This is a genomic window from Spirillospora sp. CA-108201, from assembly GCF_050936235.1.
Classification (GTDB): Bacteria; Actinomycetota; Actinomycetes; order Streptosporangiales; family Streptosporangiaceae; genus Spirillospora.
On the sequence record NZ_JBNJNE010000001.1, the window covers coordinates 991441 to 1009674 of the forward strand.

The 18234-nt window shown below is 74.5% G+C and carries 17 protein-coding genes, 2 pseudogenes and 1 riboswitch; of the genes and pseudogenes, 12 read left to right on the plus strand and 7 right to left on the minus strand.

Going from position 1 to position 18234, the window contains the following annotated elements:
- Positions 1-134 precede the first annotated feature (134 nt).
- The 4 genes from ACQEU6_RS04755 to ACQEU6_RS04770 all read right to left on the minus strand — a co-directional run bounded on the left by ACQEU6_RS04755 (position 135) and on the right by ACQEU6_RS04770 (position 5285).
- Positions 135-1985 (minus strand): heparinase II/III domain-containing protein, encoded by a 1851-nt coding sequence (locus ACQEU6_RS04755; RefSeq protein WP_499329366.1) that lies wholly within the window; start codon positions 1983-1985, stop codon positions 135-137.
- Positions 1986-2063: 78 nt separating this feature from the next.
- Positions 2064-3272: a hypothetical protein gene (locus ACQEU6_RS04760; protein WP_499329367.1), complete on the minus strand. Its 1209-nt coding sequence runs from the start codon at positions 3270-3272 to the stop codon at positions 2064-2066.
- A complete protein-coding gene (locus tag ACQEU6_RS04765) occupies positions 3262-4581 on the minus strand; it encodes a hypothetical protein (RefSeq protein ID WP_499329368.1) in 1320 nt (439 codons plus the stop codon). Before ACQEU6_RS04765 ends, ACQEU6_RS04760 begins: the two co-directional genes overlap by 11 nt.
- On the minus strand, positions 4578-5285 hold the full coding sequence (locus ACQEU6_RS04770) for a hypothetical protein (RefSeq protein WP_499329369.1): 708 nt from the start codon (positions 5283-5285) through the stop codon (positions 4578-4580). The genes ACQEU6_RS04765 and ACQEU6_RS04770 overlap by 4 nt, the downstream gene beginning before the upstream one ends.
- A 266-nt stretch (positions 5286-5551) precedes the next feature.
- On the opposite strand from ACQEU6_RS04770, the gene gap reads away from it, so the two are divergent.
- The 10 genes and pseudogenes from gap to glyA all read left to right on the plus strand — a co-directional run bounded on the left by gap (position 5552) and on the right by glyA (position 14954).
- Positions 5552-6556, plus strand: coding sequence for a type I glyceraldehyde-3-phosphate dehydrogenase (gene gap / locus ACQEU6_RS04775; protein ID WP_499329370.1), 1005 nt, complete (start codon positions 5552-5554; stop codon positions 6554-6556).
- 75 nt (positions 6557-6631) lie between these two features.
- Entirely contained in the window at positions 6632-7864 is a 1233-nt protein-coding gene (locus tag ACQEU6_RS04780; protein ID WP_499329371.1) for a phosphoglycerate kinase, read from the plus strand.
- A 3-nt stretch (positions 7865-7867) separates the two neighbouring features.
- On the plus strand, positions 7868-8677 hold the full coding sequence (tpiA, locus tag ACQEU6_RS04785) for a triose-phosphate isomerase (protein ID WP_499329372.1): 810 nt from the start codon (positions 7868-7870) through the stop codon (positions 8675-8677).
- Between the two features lie 139 nt (positions 8678-8816).
- Complete coding sequence (gene secG, locus ACQEU6_RS04790; protein ID WP_089313386.1) at positions 8817-9059, plus strand: preprotein translocase subunit SecG; 243 nt, start codon at positions 8817-8819, stop codon at positions 9057-9059.
- An 82-nt stretch (positions 9060-9141) separates the two neighbouring features.
- Positions 9142-9513 (plus strand): RNA polymerase-binding protein RbpA, encoded by a 372-nt coding sequence (locus ACQEU6_RS04795; RefSeq protein WP_185024817.1) that lies wholly within the window; start codon positions 9142-9144, stop codon positions 9511-9513.
- Between the two features lie 260 nt (positions 9514-9773).
- Positions 9774-10709: a class A beta-lactamase gene (gene bla / locus ACQEU6_RS04800; RefSeq protein WP_499329373.1), complete on the plus strand. Its 936-nt coding sequence runs from the start codon at positions 9774-9776 to the stop codon at positions 10707-10709.
- On the plus strand, positions 10706-11944 hold the full coding sequence (locus ACQEU6_RS04805; RefSeq protein WP_499329374.1) for an MFS transporter: 1239 nt from the start codon (positions 10706-10708) through the stop codon (positions 11942-11944). Before bla ends, ACQEU6_RS04805 begins: the two co-directional genes overlap by 4 nt.
- Positions 11945-12021: 77 nt before the next feature.
- Positions 12022-12513 carry an Lrp/AsnC family transcriptional regulator gene (locus tag ACQEU6_RS04810; protein WP_499329375.1) on the plus strand — a complete coding sequence of 164 codons (492 nt, stop codon included), beginning with the start codon at positions 12022-12024 and terminating at the stop codon, positions 12511-12513.
- Positions 12514-12622: 109 nt separating this feature from the next.
- Positions 12623-13438: pseudogene (locus tag ACQEU6_RS04815) on the plus strand (DMT family transporter); the annotation flags it as partial.
- A gap of 104 nt (positions 13439-13542) precedes the next feature.
- A riboswitch (ZMP/ZTP riboswitch) is annotated at positions 13543-13629 on the plus strand.
- 53 nt (positions 13630-13682) lie between these two features.
- Positions 13683-14954, plus strand: a complete 1272-nt coding sequence (gene glyA, locus ACQEU6_RS04820) for a serine hydroxymethyltransferase (protein WP_499329376.1) — start codon at positions 13683-13685, stop codon at positions 14952-14954.
- A gap of 3 nt (positions 14955-14957) precedes the next feature.
- Here the strand turns inward: glyA and ACQEU6_RS04825 are convergent, their stop codons facing one another.
- From ACQEU6_RS04825 to ACQEU6_RS04835, 3 genes and pseudogenes are all read right to left on the minus strand, one after another.
- Positions 14958-15743 (minus strand): class I SAM-dependent methyltransferase, encoded by a 786-nt coding sequence (locus ACQEU6_RS04825; protein ID WP_499329377.1) that lies wholly within the window; start codon positions 15741-15743, stop codon positions 14958-14960.
- Complete coding sequence (locus ACQEU6_RS04830) at positions 15727-16386, minus strand: GNAT family N-acetyltransferase (protein ID WP_499329378.1); 660 nt, start codon at positions 16384-16386, stop codon at positions 15727-15729. The genes ACQEU6_RS04825 and ACQEU6_RS04830 overlap by 17 nt, the downstream gene beginning before the upstream one ends.
- Before the next feature lie 266 nt (positions 16387-16652).
- Positions 16653-16790: pseudogene (locus ACQEU6_RS04835) on the minus strand (ACT domain-containing protein); the annotation flags it as partial.
- A gap of 161 nt (positions 16791-16951) precedes the next feature.
- On the opposite strand from ACQEU6_RS04835, the gene ACQEU6_RS04840 reads away from it, so the two are divergent.
- Positions 16952-17623 carry a carboxymuconolactone decarboxylase family protein gene (locus ACQEU6_RS04840; protein ID WP_499329379.1) on the plus strand — a complete coding sequence of 224 codons (672 nt, stop codon included), beginning with the start codon at positions 16952-16954 and terminating at the stop codon, positions 17621-17623.
- Entirely contained in the window at positions 17616-18224 is a 609-nt protein-coding gene (locus ACQEU6_RS04845; protein WP_499329380.1) for a GNAT family N-acetyltransferase, read from the plus strand. Before ACQEU6_RS04840 ends, ACQEU6_RS04845 begins: the two co-directional genes overlap by 8 nt.
- The last annotated feature ends 10 nt before the right edge of the window (positions 18225-18234 follow it).

Consider the following 18234-nt stretch of genomic DNA (forward strand, 5'->3'; position numbering starts at 1 on the left):
CGTTGCGAGCCGGGCGATCCTCACGCCACGGTGCGAGTCGGAGTGCCCGTGCGGGTTGTGCCGTGTCGCTGCGGTCGCCCGGTGCGGGTTCTGCTCTACGAGCGTCCGGCGTGGCACGTCCGGGAGCGCTGGGGTCAGGGGAGGCGGTGGAGGGTGCCGTCGGGGGTGGCCTCGAAGGTCAGGTGGCGGGTGCCGACGGTCGCCTCCACGTGGAGTGTTCCGTCCGGGAGCGTGCGGGTTCGGATCTTCGGGGGGCCCTCGCCGCGGACGGGGGCGATCAGGGTCAGGATGCGGGCGGGCGGGGTTCCTCCGCGGGCGGGGAAGGACACCACCGGGGCGGGGAGCCTCTTGTGGGGGGAGGAGGCTGTCCAGCCCTGCTTCGGGGTGAGGGAGCCCCGGAGGATTCTGGCGGAGTCGCCGGTCGTGCCGGGGAGCGGTAAGCGGATGAAGTGGACGCGGACCGGGCCCGACGTGGCGACGGCGTCGGGTCCGTGGGCGACGGCGGTGAACGCCGCGGGCAGGTGCCAGAGCTGCTCGACGGGACGGGGAGCCGCGGAGCGCACCTCGTCCAGCACCGCGAGGGCGTCCGGATCGGACGCGGCGAGCACCGAGCGGGAACGGGTCGTCCCGGCGAAGGCGGTGTCGGAGAACCGGAACGTGTCGGCGCCTCGCCGGAAGTCGTGCGCGACCAGCGCCGTCGCCGCCCGCTGGTGGAACGGGACGCCGCGCACCACGAGCGTGTTGTGCGCCTCCGGAGACGCCAGCCACCTCCGCCAGACCGCGTCGCTGTAGCCGATGTGGCCGCTCGGAACGAGGATGTCGCTGCCGAGCGCATGGAAGGTGAGCGCCATGTGGTCGTTCTGCCCGTGCGCGTACCGGCCCGGGCCGAAGCGCGCCGTGTAGGACATCTCCTCGGCGAACGAGCGGCCGTCCCGGCCCCAGCCGGACCTGCCCATCACGTACCCGGCGCGGTAGACGCGCGCCCTCTCCATGGGCGGGACGCCTTTCACGCCCTGCGTCGCCACGTACCTGAGCGGTCCCGATCCGAGGTCGTCGATGTCGGAGGCCCTGTCCGCGTACGACTCGCCGATCTGGAGCAGGTCTCCGGCGGGCGTGGTCTGGAAGGCGATGAACTCGTCCATCAGCCGGTGCCGGCGGACGAGCTCGGCGGGGACGGGACGGCCGCACTCGCGCATGACGCGGAACGCGAGCCGCCAACGGCTCCGGTTGTAGACGGCGTAGTGCGTGGACTGCTCGTTCCCGGCGCCCTCGTCGTCGATGGCCGGCCGCGCCCCGCCGGGCGGGGCGAGGATCGCGTCGAGCAGGCGCCGGTGGCCGAGCCCGGCGAGGTCCTCCCGCCCGACGGCGCACCCCGCCGTCATGAGCGTCATCGACTCGTCGGTGCCGTGGTTCCAGGGCCCCGAGTAGTGCTCGGGACGGGCCAGCCACCGCGCGTGGGCGGCGATGGCCTCGTCCAGCCACCCTCCGGTCAGATGCCGCCGGAGGCAGACGAAGGTGGCGAGGCGGAACTTGGCGGCCTCCCCGATCGCCTCGCGCCTGGGCCCGGGGAACCGTTCGGGCCGGGCGTTGTCGGCGAGCCAGTCCCGGGCGATGCCCTCGGCCGTCCGCAGCGCGGCGCGGTCACCCGTCCGTTCGTACTCCTCGACGAGGCCGCCGAGCCATTCGAGGGAGTGGAACCAGAGCCGCCACGACCGGTCGCCGTACGGGTCGCGGCCCCAGTCCACGTCCGTCCCGCGGGCGACGCGGACGGGGGCGGTGCGCGGAGTCGCGAACCGGCCCCCGCGGACCTGGGCCGCCGGGTTCACCCTGTCCAGGCCGTTGTAGCCGAGGCAGACGGCCCGCGACGCCGCGCGGGCCGTCACCGGAACGGTGGGCGTGACGGAGCCGCGGCAGCCGGTCGACAGCGACAGCAGGAGCACGGCGCACGCCGCCCGGCGGGCGCTCCCTGAAGATCGGTGGGCCACACTCCAACAACACACGTGCGGCGCCATTCCGGCGGACCGCCGCCGGTGAAGGGTCGGTAAACATTCGGGGGGCGCCGGTCAGCGCGGGGTGTGGTCGCCGCGCAGCACGCGCTCGATGAGGTCGTCGCGGAGCTGGCCGTAGCCGGTCTCGGCCCACACGCTGCGGGACGGGTCGGCCTCGTAGTAGGGCACCTCCCGGCCGTCGCGGCGGTCGGTCAGGACCTCGGGGGCGCGCTTGTCGCGGGCCGCGCGGGCGCACGCTCGGCAGGTCCGGACGCTCAGCCGCCTGCGGGAGCCGACGGGGCGCCAGTCGAGCTCGGCGGTCGCGTCGCCGTGGAGCGGGTTGAAGAAGCACAGCGGGACGGGCGGGATCTCCGGTCTGCCCTTCGCGACGGCCTGCGCGGAGGCGAGGGCGTCGCGGCCCTGGTCGAGCAGGACCAGGACGCCGGCCAGGTCGGGGACGCCCCGCGCCGCGTCGAGGGTCTTCCCGGCGGCCTGGTAGGCGTCCAGCGCGCGGGCGACCAGGGTGCGGGTCCGCTCGCCGGAGGTCGGGACGCCGCTGTCGTCCAGCAGCTCCCCGAACGCGATCACCTCGCGGGACGCCTGCTCGCGGAGCTGGTCCTCGGTGGCGCGGTTCGCCGTGGCGAACACCGTGCGGGGCATCAGCAGCCCCTCGCCCCCGCGGCGGACGGAGGCCATCCGGCGCCGCCGCCACAGCAGGAATCCGGCGACCCCGGCCACGGCCGCGCCCGCCGCGCCCGCGCCGAGGGGCGCCGCGAGCCCGCCCCCGTCCGCCCCGTGCTCGGGCGGCGGGGTGCCGTGCCGCGCCTTGTAGCGCTTGTCGATCTCGGCGGAGACCCGGTCGTACTCCTGCTGGCCGGTGCCGGAGACGATCAGGTCGGCGACGCGGGACAGCCGGGCGGCGAGCGGCGCGTCGTCCATGGCGCGGTCCAGGGTGACCGCCCAGGCGGCGCGGTCGGCCCGGTGCTCGCCACCCCACTCCCGCGCCCGGAGGTCCTGGGAGTCGTCGTCGAAGGTGATGAAGATCCCGTCGCGGCCGAGGCGGTCGTGGACGACGGTCGCGAGCTGCTCGGAGTCCGTCCACGTGCCGCCCTTGACGATGGGGACCAGCACGACGAAGACCGGCGCGGGCGCCTTGCGCAGCTTGGCGATGAGCGCGCGGCGGTCCGCCGCCGGAAGCGCGGACGCCAGGGACGGGTCGACGTATACGGGGGAGCGGCGCAGCGCGGCGGCCAGCCGCTCGCCGGGGGACGGTTCAGTCAACACCGAGGTACCTCATCACACGGGGGAGGAAGGTCTTGCCGTGGGCGCCCCACGCCGTCTCGCGCCACACGCCCGGGACGAGGGTGTGCGGGCGGTGGCCGCCCGGCCCTGGGATCTGCAGAAGGCGCCGCTCGTCGAGTCCCTGCCTCTTGTCGAGGTCCCGGCAGCCCGCGCAGAGCGGGCACTGCCTGGGCAGGGCGCCGCCGTGCTCCTTCTCCAGCTTCCGGACGCGCCTGCGCACCACCGACCTGCCGTGCAGCGGGTTCACCAGGCACGGTGTCGGCGGGGACTCGATGTCCCGGGCGAGGGCGACGCATCCCTGGCGCGCCAGCACGATCGCGCCCACGAGGTCGATCGCTCTGCTGTCGTCGTCCTTGGCGTCGTCATAGAGGATCTGCGCGGCGTCGTAGGCGGAGACGGCGTAGGCGCGGCCCTGCTCTCCGCCGGACGCGGCGAGCAGGCGGCGAAGCCTCTCCAGGTCCCTGGCGCTGTGCCGGCGGAGCCAGCGCATGCTCGGCCTGGTGCGCGCCCGGGCACGCCGTCCGGCACTCGGCCGGTTCCGGCGCCGCGACGGCCCGCCGCGGCGCAGCGCGAGGACACCGAGGCCCAGCCAGTACAGGACCGCGGCCCCCGCCGGACCGGCGAGCAGGAGTCCGGTCAGCAGCGGCGCCTTGATCTCCGGTTCGTCCGGCGTCAGCGAGAACTCCCGGCCGAACGGGTCCGGGCTGGAGAACAGCCGCGGCATGGTGGGGGACGCCGAGGGCGCCGCCGCGTAGCCGTCCAGCCGCCGGACGATCCGGTCGGCGAGCCCGTCGTAGGGACGCTCGGAGTCGACGGGACGCGCGTTGCCCGGCATGTCCTCCTCGTCCAGTTCGTCCAGCGGGGAGCGCCCCCGGCGGGGGACGTTGAACGCCTTGGACTCCAGGTTGCCGCGCGCGTCCGCCATCACGTAGAGGCCGTCGCGGCGCGAGCGGTCGCGCAGCATGAACAGGAACGCGTCGCCACGGCCCTGCGACTCCGACTCGCTCGGGTTCGGGATCACCACCACGTACGCCGGCGTGCCGAGCCGCTTCGCCGTCGCGGCGACGGCCACGCGCAGCCGGGCGCGGTCGCGCGCGCCGAGCGCCTGCGCGACGTCCGGGTCGACGAACACCGGGTCCCTGGCCAGCGCGGCGCCCACCCGGTCGAGCCGGTGGTAGGCGTACGGAGGCGGCCCGTCCTCCGCGGCGGCTCCGGGGACCGTCGCGAGCGCGGAGAGGACGAGGGCGGCCAGCACCACCGGGAACCGCAGCACCACGGGGAACCGCTTCATCCGCGGGCCTTCCTGGTGTTCTTCCCGGTGCTCTTCCCCGGCGGCCTCTTCGGCAGCCGCGCCCGCCTCGCCAGCCGGACGCGGCGGCCGACCAGCAGGCCCAGGATCGCGCCCCCGCTCACCACGGCGCCGCCGGTGAACAGGCCCCACTCGATGCGGGACGCCCGCCGGTCCGCCGCGTCGTCGGCGTCCAGGGCCTCGCGGACCTTCGACTTCGGTCTCGGGCGCGGATGCTCGCGGCGCTCCCCGGCGTGCCCCGACAGGGCGATGTCCACGAACAGCGCGATCATCTCCGGGGCGCTCGCGTCGTAGGGGGTCTCCGCCTCCGCCGCCGCCCAGGCGTCGTCGAGCGGGAGGGCGCGGTCGCCGCCGAACCGGCGGAGCTCGCCGCTCCCGCCGGACGGGGGGACCACGATGTAGACGCCGTCCTTGCCCAGCCGGTCGCGCAGCAGGGCCGCGAGGGACTCGGCCGCGTTCTGCGGGCCGAGGCCCGTGTCCAGCGTCACCGCCACGTACACGGGGACGCCGAGCCGGGCGACGGACGCCTTGATCCGCGCGGCGGTGTCGGGCGGAAGCGCGCGGGGCGCGTGGTCGGTGACGTAGACGGGGTCGCGGCGGAGCGCGGCGGCGATGGCGTCGGCGCGGCCCTCCGGGGCGGCGCGCTCCAGCAAGGGGGCGGCCCCGGCCGGGCGTCCGAGCAACACGGCCCCCACCAGCCCCGCCAACAGAACCGACCACCCGCGCCACATGGCCGGGAGTGTAGTGATGATCGTGCTTTTTCGTGAAAGAGGGGCGGTCTCGGGCGTCCCCCGACCGGGGGAAGGCGGACTCACCCATGAATCCCACGAAACCGGTGTCCGGCTACTCGTTGGTCATTGGATAGGGTCTGAGGTGGGGTAGAGCCCCGGATCGACCGTAGGTAAGAGCCCGGCTGGCACCGGGCGATACGACGTACGAGGAGAGCGGTTCCGTGACCATCCGAGTAGGCATCAACGGGTTCGGCCGGATCGGCCGCAACTTCTACCGCGCGGTGAAGGCGTCCGGGGCCGACATCGAGGTCGTGGCCGTCAACGACCTGACGGACAACGCCACGCTCGCCCAGTTGCTCAAGTACGACAGCATCCTCGGCCGCTTCCCCGAGGACGTGCACGCCACCGCCGACGAGATCGTCGTCGGCGGCAAGGCCATCAAGGCCTTCGAGGAGCGCGACCCCGCGAACCTCAAGTGGAGCGAGGTCGGCGCCGACGTCGTCGTCGAGTCGACCGGTTTCTTCACCGACGCCAACAAGGCGCGGGTGCACGCCGACAACGGCGCCAAGAAGGTCATCATCTCCGCGCCGGCCAAGAACGAGGACCTCACGGTCGTCCTCGGCGTCAACGAGGACCGGTACGACCCGGCGAACCACACGGTGATCTCCAACGCGTCCTGCACCACCAACTGCCTCGCCCCGCTGGCCAAGGTGCTGCACGACAACTTCGTCATCGAGAAGGGCCTGATGACGACGATCCACGCCTACACGCAGGACCAGAACCTGCAGGACGCGCCGCACAAGGACCTGCGCCGCGCCCGCGCCGCCGCGCTGAACGTGGTCCCCACCTCCACCGGCGCCGCCAAGGCGATCGGCCTGGTGCTGCCGGAGCTGAAGGGCAAGCTGGACGGCTACGCCCTGCGCGTGCCCGTGCCGACCGGCTCGGCCACCGACCTGACCGTCGAGCTGTCCCGCGACGTGACGGTCGAGGAGGTCAACGAGGCGTTCCGGGCCGCCGCCGACGGACCGCTGAAGGGCTACCTCACCTACACCGAGGACCCGATCGTCTCCAGCGACATCGTCACCGACCCGTCGTCCTGCATCTTCGACTCCGGGCTGACCAAGGTCATCGGCGACCAGGTGAAGGTCGTCGGCTGGTACGACAACGAGTGGGGCTACTCCAACCGCCTCGTCGACCTCGTCAAGCTCGTCGGCGCGCAGCTGTAACCGAAGCCCGTCACCGCCGTGGCCGCGCGACGCGCGGCCACGGCGCGGCCGTGTACGGAAGGACACCGCATCCCGATGCGCACCATTGACGATCTCGACGTCGCCGGACGGCGCGTCCTGCTGCGCGCGGACCTGAACGTCCCGCTGCAGGACTCTGGCCCCCCTCCGGGGGGTGCGGGGGGTCGCCCCTCCACAGCGATGCGCATCACCGACGACGGGCGGATCCGGGCCAGCCTGCCGACGATCGAGGCGCTGCGGTCCCGGGGAGCCAAGGTCATCGTCTGCGCCCACCTCGGCCGGCCCAGGGGGCAGGTGAAGCCCGAGCTCTCACTCGCGCCGGTCGCCGCCCGCCTGGGCGAGCTGCTGGGCGCGGAGGTGGCGTTCGCGACCGACGTCGTGGGCGACTCCGCCCGCGCCGCGGCCGGCGGCCTCGCCGACGGCGGCGTCGCGCTGCTGGAGAACCTGCGCTTCGAGCCGGGCGAGACCAGCAAGGACGACGCCGAGCGCGGCGCCCTCGCCGACCGGCTGGCCGCCCTCGCCGACGTCTACGTCGGGGACGGCTTCGGCGCGGTGCACCGCAGGCACGCGTCGGTCTACGACGTGCCGAAGCGGCTCCCGCACGCCGCGGGCGGGCTGATCGCCGCCGAGGTCGAGGTGCTCAGGAAGCTCACCGAGGACGTCGAGCGCCCCTATGCGGTCGCGCTCGGCGGGTCCAAGGTGTCCGACAAGCTCGGGGTCATCGACAACCTGCTCGGCAAGGCCGACCGCATCCTGATCGGCGGCGGCATGGTGTTCACCTTCCTCAAGGCGCAGGGGCACGAGGTCGGCCGGAGCCTCCTGGAGGAGGACCAGCTCGACACGGTCCGCGAGTACCTGCGGCGCGCCGAGGAGACCGGCGTCGAGTTCGTGCTGCCGGTCGACATCGTCGCGGCCGCCGCGTTCGCCGCGGACGCCGACCACGACGTGGTGCCCGCCGACGCGATCCCGGCCGACCGGCTGGGCCTGGACATCGGGCCCGAGTCCGGCAAGCTGTTCGCCGCGCGCCTCGCCGACGCCAGGACGGTCTTCTGGAACGGCCCCATGGGCGTGTTCGAGATGGAGCCCTACTCGCACGGCACCCGCGCCGTCGCGCAGGGCCTCATCGACTCCGGCGCGTTCACCGTGGTCGGCGGCGGCGACTCGGCCGCGGCCGTCCGGCTGCTCGGCTTCGACGAGGCGGCCTTCTCCCACATCTCGACCGGCGGCGGCGCGAGCCTCGAGTACCTCGAAGGCAAGACGCTGCCCGGCCTGCAAGCCCTGGAGGACTGACCGATGGCCCGCGTCACCCCTGCCGGCGTCCCGAGCGGCCGCAAGCCGCTCATGGCCGGCAACTGGAAGATGAACAACAACCACCTCGAGGCGATCGCGCTCGTCCAGAAGATGGCGTTCGCGCTCAAGGACCCCGACTACGCGGCCGTCGACGTCGCGGTGATCCCGCCGTTCACCGCGCTCCGCTCGGTGCAGACCCTGATCGAGGCCGACAAGTACGGGATCCAGTACGGCGCGCAGGACGTCTCCCAGCACGCGTCCGGCGCCTACACCGGTGAGATCTCCGCGGCGATGCTGGCCAAGCTCGGCTGCACCTACGCGGTCGTCGGGCACTCCGAGCGGCGCCAGTACCACGCCGAGGACGACGCGGTCGTCAACGCCAAGGCCAGGGCCGCGCTCGCCGCCGATCTCACCCCGATCCTGTGCGTCGGCGAGGGGCTGGAGGTCCGCAAGGCCGGCGCGCACGTCCCGCACGTGCTCGCGCAGGTCGACGGCGGGCTGGAGAAGATCACCGCCGAGCAGGTGCGGCGCATCGTGATCGCCTACGAGCCGGTCTGGGCGATCGGCACCGGCGAGGTCGCCACCCCGCAGGACGCGCAGGAGGTCTGCGGGGCCATCCGCACGCGGCTCGCCGAGCTGTACGACGGCGGTGTGGCCGACGAGGCGCGTATCCTGTATGGCGGTTCGGTGAAGGGCGGCAACGTCGCCGGGATCATGGCGCAGGCCGATGTGGACGGCGCCTTGGTCGGTGGTGCCAGCCTGGACCCGGGAGAGTTCGTCAAAATCTGCCGGTACCGGGATCTGCTGGTCTGATCACATCTGATCAATTCCGCGTGAAGCGGGGGTTCTTGCCGAACCAGCGGAGACTTCGTCGTACCCTTCGTAGCTGACGGGTAAACGCCCGGTCCGGCTCGACCTCCGTCCTGAACTACAGACAAGGCGCTGAAGAAACGTGATCATCGCAACGTCCATCGTGCTCATCGTCACGAGCCTGCTGATGGTGGTCCTCGTCCTGATGCACAAGGGCAAGGGCGGCGGCCTGTCCGACATGTTCGGCGGCGGCGTCTCGTCGTCCCTCGGAGGGTCGTCGGTGGTCGAGCGCAACCTCGACCGGCTGACCATCGGCGTCGGGGTGGTCTGGTTCGCCTCGATCGTCGTGCTCGGGCTGCTGTTCAAGCACAAGGGCGTCGGCTGAGCCGGCCCGTCCAACACATGCGAGCGCCGCGCCGTCCTCGAAGGTCACGGGCGGCGGCGGCACACCAAGCGAGGAGTATTCCGTGGGTAGTGGCAACGCGATTCGGGGCAGCCGTGTCGGGGCCGGTCCGATGGGAGAGGCGGAGCGCGGCGACGCCGCCCCCCGCGTCTGGGTGACCTTCTACTGCGCCAACCGGCACGAGACCCGCCCCAGCTTCGCGACGGACGTCGCGGTCCCCGAGACGTGGGACTGCCCGCGCTGCGGGTTCCCCGCCGGCCAGGACTCCGAGAACCCCCCGGCCCCGCCGAAGACGGAGCCCTACAAGACCCACCTCGCGTACGTGAAGGAGCGGCGCAGCGACGAGGACGGCGAGGCCATCCTGGAGGAGGCGCTCGCCAAGCTCCGGCAGAAGCGCGCCGCCGTGAAGCGGGCCATGGAGGCCGCGGCCCGCTGACGCCCGCCGAAGCCGCACCGTGTGGCCCGTCCCCGGCGAGGGGACGGGCCGCACGCATTTCCGCGGCAGGGGGCGGGACGCGCCCGCATCGGCGGAATCGCCGGTCTCCGCGCCGGCGCCTGGGCGGGACCCCGTCTGACCAGCTCTGATATGTGTCTGTGTATGGCGGTACGCGTGATATCCATATTGGACGTCACGAGTGCGGCTCTGGTCTCCTGGGGCGTCCGCCCTCCGCCCCCCGGGAAAGCAGGTGCCTCCGCATGCCGTCCGTGCAGTCCGGTTCGTCCCGGCGGGCGCTGCTGGCCGCCGCGGCCCTGCTGCCGCCGGCGGGATGCGGCGGGAAGGAGGAGCCGTCCTCCGCGACGCCGCCGCCGTCCGCACGGCCCTCGGCCGTGGCGCCGGACCCGTCGCGGTTCGCGGCGCTCGAACGCCGGCACGGCGCCCGCCTCGGCGTGTACGCGCTGGCGACCCGGACCGGGGCCGAGGTGGCCTACCGCGCCGACGAGCGCTTCGCGTTCTGCTCCACGTTCAAAGTGCTCGCCGCGGCGGCGGTCCTGCACGGCAACCCGCTCGGCCATCTCGACGAGCGCGTCGCCTACACCCGGGCCGACGTGAACTCCATCTCACCGGTCACCGAGGACCGCGTCGCCACCGGGATGACCGTCCGGGAGCTGTGCGACGCCGCCATCCGCTTCAGCGACGGCACGGCGGGGAACCTGCTGATGCGCGACGCGGGCGGCCCGGCGCGGCTGACCGCCTACCTGCGGGGGCTCGGCGACACCGTCAGCCGCATGGACGACTACGAGCCCGAACTGAACCGGGTGCGCCCCGGCGACCCGCGGGACACCACGACCTCGCGGGCGATCGCCGCCGACTACCGCGCGCTCGTCCTCGGGGACGCGCTGGAGCCCGCCAAGCGCGCCCTGGTCCGCGGGTGGCTCGAACGCAGCGCCACCGCCGTCGGCGCCGAACGCATCAGGGCGGGCCTGCCCCGGGGGTGGAGGGCGGCGAGCAAGACGGGGACCGGAGACTACGGCAGGGCCAACGACATCGCCGTCGTGTGGCCTCCCCGGGGCGCACCGCTCATGGTCGCCGTCATGTCCGACCGCCGGGGCTACGGCGCCCCGCCCAGGAACGCCCTGATCGCGGAGGCCGCGGCGCTGGTCGCGTCCGACCTGTCCCGGGCCGGGCTGTGACCGTCTCCGTTCCCGCGCCCGCCCCCGCCGGTTCGCCGCCCGCGCCCGCCGCGGACCCGTCCGGCCGCCGGGTGATCGTGCCGGTGGTGGCGATCCAGCTCGCCGCCAGCCTCGGCTTCTTCGCGGTGATGGCGCACCTCGTCGCCCACCTCAGGCACGACCTCGGACTGATGGCCGGCACGGTCGGGCTGGTCCTCGGAGTGCGGGTGGGCCTGCAGTTCGCCCTTCTCCTGCCCGTGGGAACCCTCACCGACCTGCTCGGCGCGCGCCGGGCCGGGGTGATCTCCTGCGCCGTGCGCGCGGTGGGGTTCGCGATGCTCGGCTCCGCCGCGAGCGTGTGGGCGCTCCTCGGCGCGGCCGTCACCCTCGCGGTCGGCGGCGCGCTCTACAACCCCGCGGGCCACAGCCTGCTGGCGTCCGTCGGCCCCGGCGCCAGGTCCGGCGGATTCGCCGCCTACGTCGCCGCGCAGCACCTGGCGACGGTCGCGGGCCCGCCGATGGGCCTGCTCCTGCTGGGCACGGGGTCCGGATTCGCGCTCCTGACGGGGACGGCCGCCGCTCTCTGGGTGGTCGCCGGCGTCCTGTTCCTCTTCGTGCCCCGGACCGGCGGCAGGAACGCGCCCGCGCGCCCGCGCGACGTCCTCGCGGGCGTCCGGGCGGTGCTCGGCGACCGGGCGTTCCTGTACTTCGCGCTGCTGACCGCGCCCACGACGCTGCTCGCCACCCACATCATGACGGCCGTGCCCCTCCTCGGCTTCAGGCCCGCGGTGGCGACGCTGTGCTTCTCCCTCCTCGCCATGGTCGCGGCGTCGGTCCAGCCGTTCGTCGCCGTCCGGCGCCGCGGCGAGCGGCCGTGGGTGCTGCGGGCGGGGCTGCTGTGCGCGGCGGCGGGGTTCTTCGTCCTCGCGGCGCTGGACGGCACGCAGCAGGGCCCGCTGATGCTCGCGGCCGTCCTCAACGGGGCCGCCAACGGCCTCGTGCAGCCGTCGGTCTTCCAGCGCACCGCGCGCCGCGCCCCGCCGGAGCGCTTCGGCTCGTACTACGGCGTGCTGGCGTTCAGCGCCGGCATGTTCTCCTTCGCCGGCGACCTGGTGATCGGCCGTCTCTTCGACCTCGGACCGGCGGGCGCGGCGTGGGCCCTCACCGGGGTCGGCACCTGCGCGCTGCTGGCCGCGGCGGGCACCACGGCGGGCGGCGTGGCGGGCGGCGTGGCGGGCACGGCCCGGGGCGAATAATCTTCGGGGAACGGGACGTCCGGGCGCGATTCCCGCGCGGGAGTTCGGCGTCCGCCGGACAGTTCGGGAGGAACCCTATGGACGCGGTCGACCAGGCGATCCTGCGGCGCCTGCAGCGGGACGGGCGGCAGACCAACCGCGAACTGGCGGAGGCGGTGGGGATCGCGCCGTCCACGGCCCTGGAGCGGACGCGCGCGCTGCGCTCGCGGGGCGTCATCACGGGGTTCCACGCCGCGGCCGACCTGGAGCGGCTGGGACGCGGCGTGCAGGCGCTGATCTCGATCAGGATCCGGCCGCAGTCGCGCGAGGCGATCGAGTCCGCCCGCGACAGCATGGCCTCCATGCCCGAGACGGTGGCGGTCTTCGTCGTGACCGGGAACGAGGACCTGCTCGTCCACGTGGCCGTGCCGAGCACCGCCTACCTCCGCGACTTCGTGCTCGACCGGCTGGCGCGCCGCAAGGAGTACGTCGACGTCCGCACCATCGTCGTGTACGACTACGTGCAGCCGGTGGAGCAGTCCGAACTTCCGTCGGACCACAGGCCCGGAGGGCGAACGCCCTACAGCTGACGGCTGGAGTTCGCCGCCCGTGGCGAAGGAATGACGGTGCTAGGGGCCCAGGGCGAACGAACGACGGCTCAGTGCGTCTGGTTCCGCACGTTCACCTAGCTTCGGCGGCATGGACCGACGGAACAACTCATCCGGTGCGCTGCTGGTGCTCGCCGCGGGCGTGCTCTGGGGGACGGTCGGGCCGGCGCAGGTGCTGGCCGGGCCGTCCGCGAGCCCGGTGGCGGTCGGCGGCGCCCGGATCCTCTCGGGCGGGCTCGTCCTCGCCGTCCTCGTGCTCGCGGCCGACCGCCGCGCGTTCCTGGCGCTGACCCGCCGGACCTGGCCGTCCCTCGCGGCGGCCTCGGTCGCGACCGGCACCTTCCAGGCGTCGTTCTTCAGCGCGGTCGACCGCACGGGCGCCGCCGTCGCGACCGCCGTCGTGTTCGGGCTCGCGCCCGTCTCGACCGGCCTGTGCGAGCGGCTCGTCCTGGGTGCCCGGCTCGGCCGCCGCTGGTGGGCCGGGACGGCCTGCGCGGTCGGCGGCGTGGCGCTGCTGATGGTGCCGGGAGAGGCCGTCCACGCCGACCCGGCCGGGATCGCGCTGAGCCTGGCCGCCGGCACGTGCTTCGGCGTCTACACGGTGTCGGCGAAGGTCCTGACCGGTCTCGGGACCGGGATGGGCGGGGCCCGGATGGCGGGCGCGGTTGCGGTGACGCTGCTGGCCGGGGGAGCGGCCCTGCTGCCCTGGACGCTGCCGGAGCTGCCGGCCCTCGCCGCGCCGCGCCCGGCGGCACTGGTGGCCTGGCTGGGGATCGCCGCCACCGCCGCCGCGTACATGTTCTTCGTCACCGGTCTCGGCCGGGTGACGGCGGCGACCGCCGGGACGCTGAGCCTCGCCGAACCGCTCGTCGCCACCGGGCTGGCCGTGGCCGTCCTCGGCGAGCGGATGTCGGCGCCGGTCGCGGCGGGTTCCCTGCTGCTGATGGGCGGGCTGTTCGTGGTGTCGGTCCCCGCACGCGCGCCGCGCGGGACCGGGGCGGCCCGGTATGATGGCGGCCACGCGACTGGCGCAGTCAAGGTGGAGACGACCACCGGGGAGCGAAAGTAGTCCGCACACCGCGCGCCTGGGTGTACGGGTCCCCTTCGCCGGGGCGCCCGAAGCCCCGGCGCGAGCAGCGCGGAGGCTCACGATGCACGAACCGGCCGTATCCCATCTGCAGGGCCAGGACCCCGAGATCGCCGCGCTGGTGGAGGCCGAGGCCCGCCGCCAGTACGAGAAGATCCGGTTGATCGCCTCGGAGAACTACGTCTCGGAGGCGGTGCTGGAGGCCGCCGGCACGGTCCTGACCAACAAGTACTCCGAGGGCTACGCGGGCAAGCGCTACTACGAGGGCCAGCAGAACATCGACCCGGTCGAGCTGCTCGCCATCGAGCGGGCGAAGGGCGTGTTCGGCGCCGAGCACGCCAACGTCCAGCCCTACTCGGGCTCGCCCGCCAACCTCGCCGTCTACATGGCGTTCCTGGAGCCCGGCGACCCGGTCATGGGCCTGTCGCTGCCGATGGGCGGCCACCTGACGCACGGCTGGTCGGTGTCGGCCACCGGCAAGTGGTTCCGGCCCGTCCGCTACGACGTGCGCGCCGACACCGGCCGGGTCGACATGGACCAGGTCCGCGACCTCGCCCTCAAGGAGCGCCCGAAGCTGATCTGGTGCGGCGGCACCGCGGTCCCCCGGACGATCGACTTCCCGGCGTTCGCCGAGATCGCCCGGGAGACCGGCGCGGTCCTGGCCGCCGACATCGCGCACATCGCGGGTCTGGTCGCCGGCGGCGCGCACCCGTCCCCGGTCGGGCACGCCGACGTCGTCACCACCACCACGCACAAGACGCTGCGCGGCCCCCGCGGCGCCATGATCCTCTCGACGGCCGAGCACGCGAAGGCCGTCGACAAGGCCGTCTTCCCCGGCCTGCAGGGCGGCCCGCACAACCACACGACGGCCGCGATCGCCGTCGCGCTGAAGGAGGCGGCGCGGCCGGACTTCGCCGGGTACGCGCGGCAGGTCGTCGCGAACGCCAAGGTGCTCGCCGCAGCGCTGCTGGACCGCGGTTACGACCTGATCTCCGGCGGCACCGACAACCACCTCATCCTCATCGACCTGACCGCCAAGGGCGTCGCGGGCAAGCCCGCCGCGCAGGCCCTCGACCGCGCCGGCATCGAGCTGAACTACAACGCCGTCCCGTTCGACCCGCGCAAGCCGTTCGACCCGTCCGGGCTGCGGCTCGGCACCGCCGCGATCACCACCCGGGGGATCGGCGAGGAGCACATGCCGCGGCTCGCGGCGTGGATCGACGAGGTCGTGCACGCCACCGCCAAGCAGGACGAGGCGGTCCTGGACCGGGTCGCCGGGCAGGTCCGCGAGCTGCTCGCGTCCTACCCGATGCCCGGCTGGCGTTCCGAGCCGTGACGCTCAGCGTGGGCGCAGCAGCGTGATCATGCGCCAGGCCGCGGGGTCGGCGAGGGGCACCGCGCCCTCGCCGGCCCCGAAGTCGCCGTACTGCGCGACCGCCTCCAGCCCTCCCGCGAGGCGGATCGCGGCGTCCAGCTCGGTGGCCGTCCAGAACCGGTAGGGCACGACGTCGCGGACGACCCGCGGCTCCGCGCCCTTCCCGTCGATGGTCATCGTGACCCGGTCGTCGGCGATCTGGGTGACCGGGTCCAGCCGGTCGGACGGCTCGCCCCAGCGCACGCTCGCGCGGACGCCGTCCCGCTCGACCGTCCAGGCGGTGCTGACGCTCGGGTCGTCGCCCAGCCGGTCCCGGGGGTGCGACATCTCGATGACGTAGAGGCCGCCGGGGGCCAGGTGCGCGGCGGCGCACCGCAGGTGCGCCACGAACGCGTCCAGCGTCATGAGATGGGACGTGGAGTCCAGCATGGTCGCGACGAGGTCGAAGCGGCGGCCCAGCGCGAACCGTGTCATGTCGCCCTCGACGACCTCCAGTCCGACGCCGGCGCGTTCGGCCTCGCGGGCCGCGTAGGCGCACATGCGCGGGTTGAGGTCGAGCGCCGTCGCCGCCAGCCCGCGGCGGCCGAACTCGCGGGCGTGCTCGGCGGGCCCGGCGGCCAGCTCCAGCACCGTGCCGGGGACGAGGCCCCGCTCGGCGCACCAGGCGAGCAGCACGTCCGCCTCGGCCGGCACGTCGCGGAACGAGCACGCCAGCTCGTACGCCCAGGGGTCGTCATATACGCCGGTCACCCGCCCATCCTGCCAGCGTCGCCGGCCCGGCGGGACGGCCGTCCAGCCGCAGCCTGATCTCCACGATCGCGGTGTCCCCGGTGCGCCGCGTCCGCCCCCCGAGGGAGGTCAGCAGCCGCCGCATCCGGGCGTTCTCGCTCAGCGCGGTCGCGCGCACCTCCACCAGGCCGCGGTCCCTGGCCAGCGCGAGGAGCAGCCCGGCGAGGCCGCGGCCGAGCCCGCGGCCCTGCCAGGCGTCCTCGACCAGGAACGCGACCTCCCCGGCGCCCGGGTCGCGGACGAGGACCAGGTGCGCCAGCGCCAGCAGCGACCCGTCCGGGCCCTCCGCGACCAGCGTCAGGCCCCGCGAGGAGTCGCAGAACCCCTCGAACGCCCGGCGCGGCGGGTACGGCTTGGGGCTGAAGTAGCGCATCCGGCGGCTGTCCAGCGAGCAGCGCTCGTGCAGCGCCCGCACGGCGTCGCCGTCGCCGCGGCCGATCGGCCGGACGACCACCTGCGTGCCGTCGCGCAGCGCGATCCGCCGGGACGCCGACGGGCGCGGCGCCGCCGGGAGCGCCGCGCGCACCAGCGCGTCGGCCCGCGCCGCCTCCGTCGCGGTGAACGGCAGCCCGGTGCGCCGTAGCCGGACCGAGCGCCCGCGCACCGGAACGATGAGGTCGCGGCGGTCGGGCTCCTCGCCGCCGGGGCGTGCCAGCGGGCGTCGTCGGCGCGCAGCAGCTCCCCGAGGATCTCGGGCACCGCGTGCGGCTCGGCCCGGAGCCGGGCCGCGAGGGCGAGGACGCGGGTCGGCTCGTCCACCAGGTCGCGGGGGCGCGCGGGGAGCACGGCGGTCCGGGTGCCGCCCGCCGCGCCCAGCGCCTCGGCGAGGGCGCGCGCGTCCGGGCCGCCGTGCGGGACGTCGACGATGAACTCGTCCACCACCCCGTCGGCGTCGAGCTGGACCGACAGCCCGAGGATGTTGGCGCCGCGCCGGGCCAGCGCGGCGGTGAGGGAGGCGAGGCGGCCGGGCCGGTCCTCGATCTCGGTGCGGATGCGCAGCAGCGGCATGGCGTTCCCTCCGGGGGCCGGGTGCCCTGTTGGTGTCCGGTGCGGTCGCCGACAAGGGTCGCCGACGCGTGTTACGCGGCCGCTACGTCATCGTGTGCCAGGGGTTTCACATTCCGGACGGGGGGTTGAGCCGCCCGCCCCGAGCGCCTAGCGTGCGGTGAGTGATCGACCCCGTGACCGGTGAGCGCGCCGACGACCGACCGCGGCGCGGCCCGTCCCCGACGAGGCTCCCGCTGCTCCTCCCCGGTTCGCTCAGCGAAGAGCAGCGAGCCGTCTACGAGGCGGTGACGGGCGGCCCCCGCGCCGGCGACCGCAACCCTCCCTTCGCCCTGGCCGATGACATCGGGCGCCTCCAGGGCCCCTTCAACGCGATGCTCTACAGCCCTCCCGTCGGGCTGCCGCTGCAGGACCTCGGCGCCGCGCTGCGCTTCCGCACCGGCTTCACCAAGCGCGAGCGGGAGATCGCGACCCTCGTCGTCGCGGCGCACCTGCGCTCGGACTTCGAGTGGTACGCCCACGAGCGGATCGGGCGCCGGCAGGGGCTCGCCGACGAGGAGACGGACGCGCTGCGCGAGGGCCGCGCGCCGATGCTCGCCGACGTCCGCGAGCGCGTCGTGTACGAGGCGGCGCGCCAGCTCGTGGCCGAGGGCGACCTCGCCGACGCCGTGTTCACCGAGGCGGTGGCCACGCTCGGCCGCACCGCCCTCGTCGAGCTGGTCGCGCTCGTCGGCTACTACCAGGCGCTCGCGCTGCAGTTGCGCGTGTTCCGCGTGGGCGTCCCCGACGGGGAGGCCGCGCCCGAGTGGCCCGCCGCGGGGGACGGGTATGAGTGAGGTGCTGCGCACGGTGCGGCTCGTCCTGCAACCGGTGTCGATGCGCGACCACGGCGCCCTTCTGACGCACTGGACGGGCCCCCTCGTCCGGCGCCACCTGTTCGACGACCGGGTGGTCACACCCGTGCAGGTCAGCGAGATCATCGAGGCCAGCGAGCGGGACTTCGCCACCGAGGGCTACGGGCTGTGGGCGCTGCGCCCCGCCGCCGGGCCTCCGGTCGGCGGCACGGGGCCTTCGGCCGGCGGCGCGGGGGCGCCCGGCGGCCCGCTGGCCGGCGTGGCCGGGCTCAGCCACCACGAGGGGCCGCTCGGCCACGGCGTGGACGTCGAGATCCTCTACAGCCTGGAGCCCGACCACTGGGGGCGGGGGCTGGCCGCCGAGGCGTCCCGCGCCGTCCTGGACTACGCCTTCGAGGTGGTCGGCGTGCACCGGATCACCGCCGAGATCGACATGGCGAACCCCGCGTCGTCGGAGATCGCGCTGCAGCTCGGGATGCGCCGGTGGCGGGAGGGGCCCGCCGGCCCCGACGGCGCCGCGTACTACGCGGCCGAACGCTCCCGCTGGATCGGATCCCGTCGAATAGTCGACGTCCTACCCTAGAATCCGTTGC

Coding starts and splice junctions, on each gene's coding strand:
- ACQEU6_RS04765 (WP_499329368.1), bottom strand. CDS start 4,581: ATGAAGCGGTTCCCCGTGGTGCTGCGGTTCCCGGTGGTGCTGGCCGCC.
- ACQEU6_RS04780 (WP_499329371.1), top strand. CDS start 6,632: ATGCGCACCATTGACGATCTCGACGTCGCCGGACGGCGCGTCCTGCTG.
- tpiA (WP_499329372.1), top strand. CDS start 7,868: ATGGCCCGCGTCACCCCTGCCGGCGTCCCGAGCGGCCGCAAGCCGCTC.
- bla (WP_499329373.1), top strand. CDS start 9,774: ATGCCGTCCGTGCAGTCCGGTTCGTCCCGGCGGGCGCTGCTGGCCGCC.
- ACQEU6_RS04810 (WP_499329375.1), top strand. CDS start 12,022: ATGGACGCGGTCGACCAGGCGATCCTGCGGCGCCTGCAGCGGGACGGG.
- glyA (WP_499329376.1), top strand. CDS start 13,683: ATGCACGAACCGGCCGTATCCCATCTGCAGGGCCAGGACCCCGAGATC.
- ACQEU6_RS04845 (WP_499329380.1), top strand. CDS start 17,616: ATGAGTGAGGTGCTGCGCACGGTGCGGCTCGTCCTGCAACCGGTGTCG.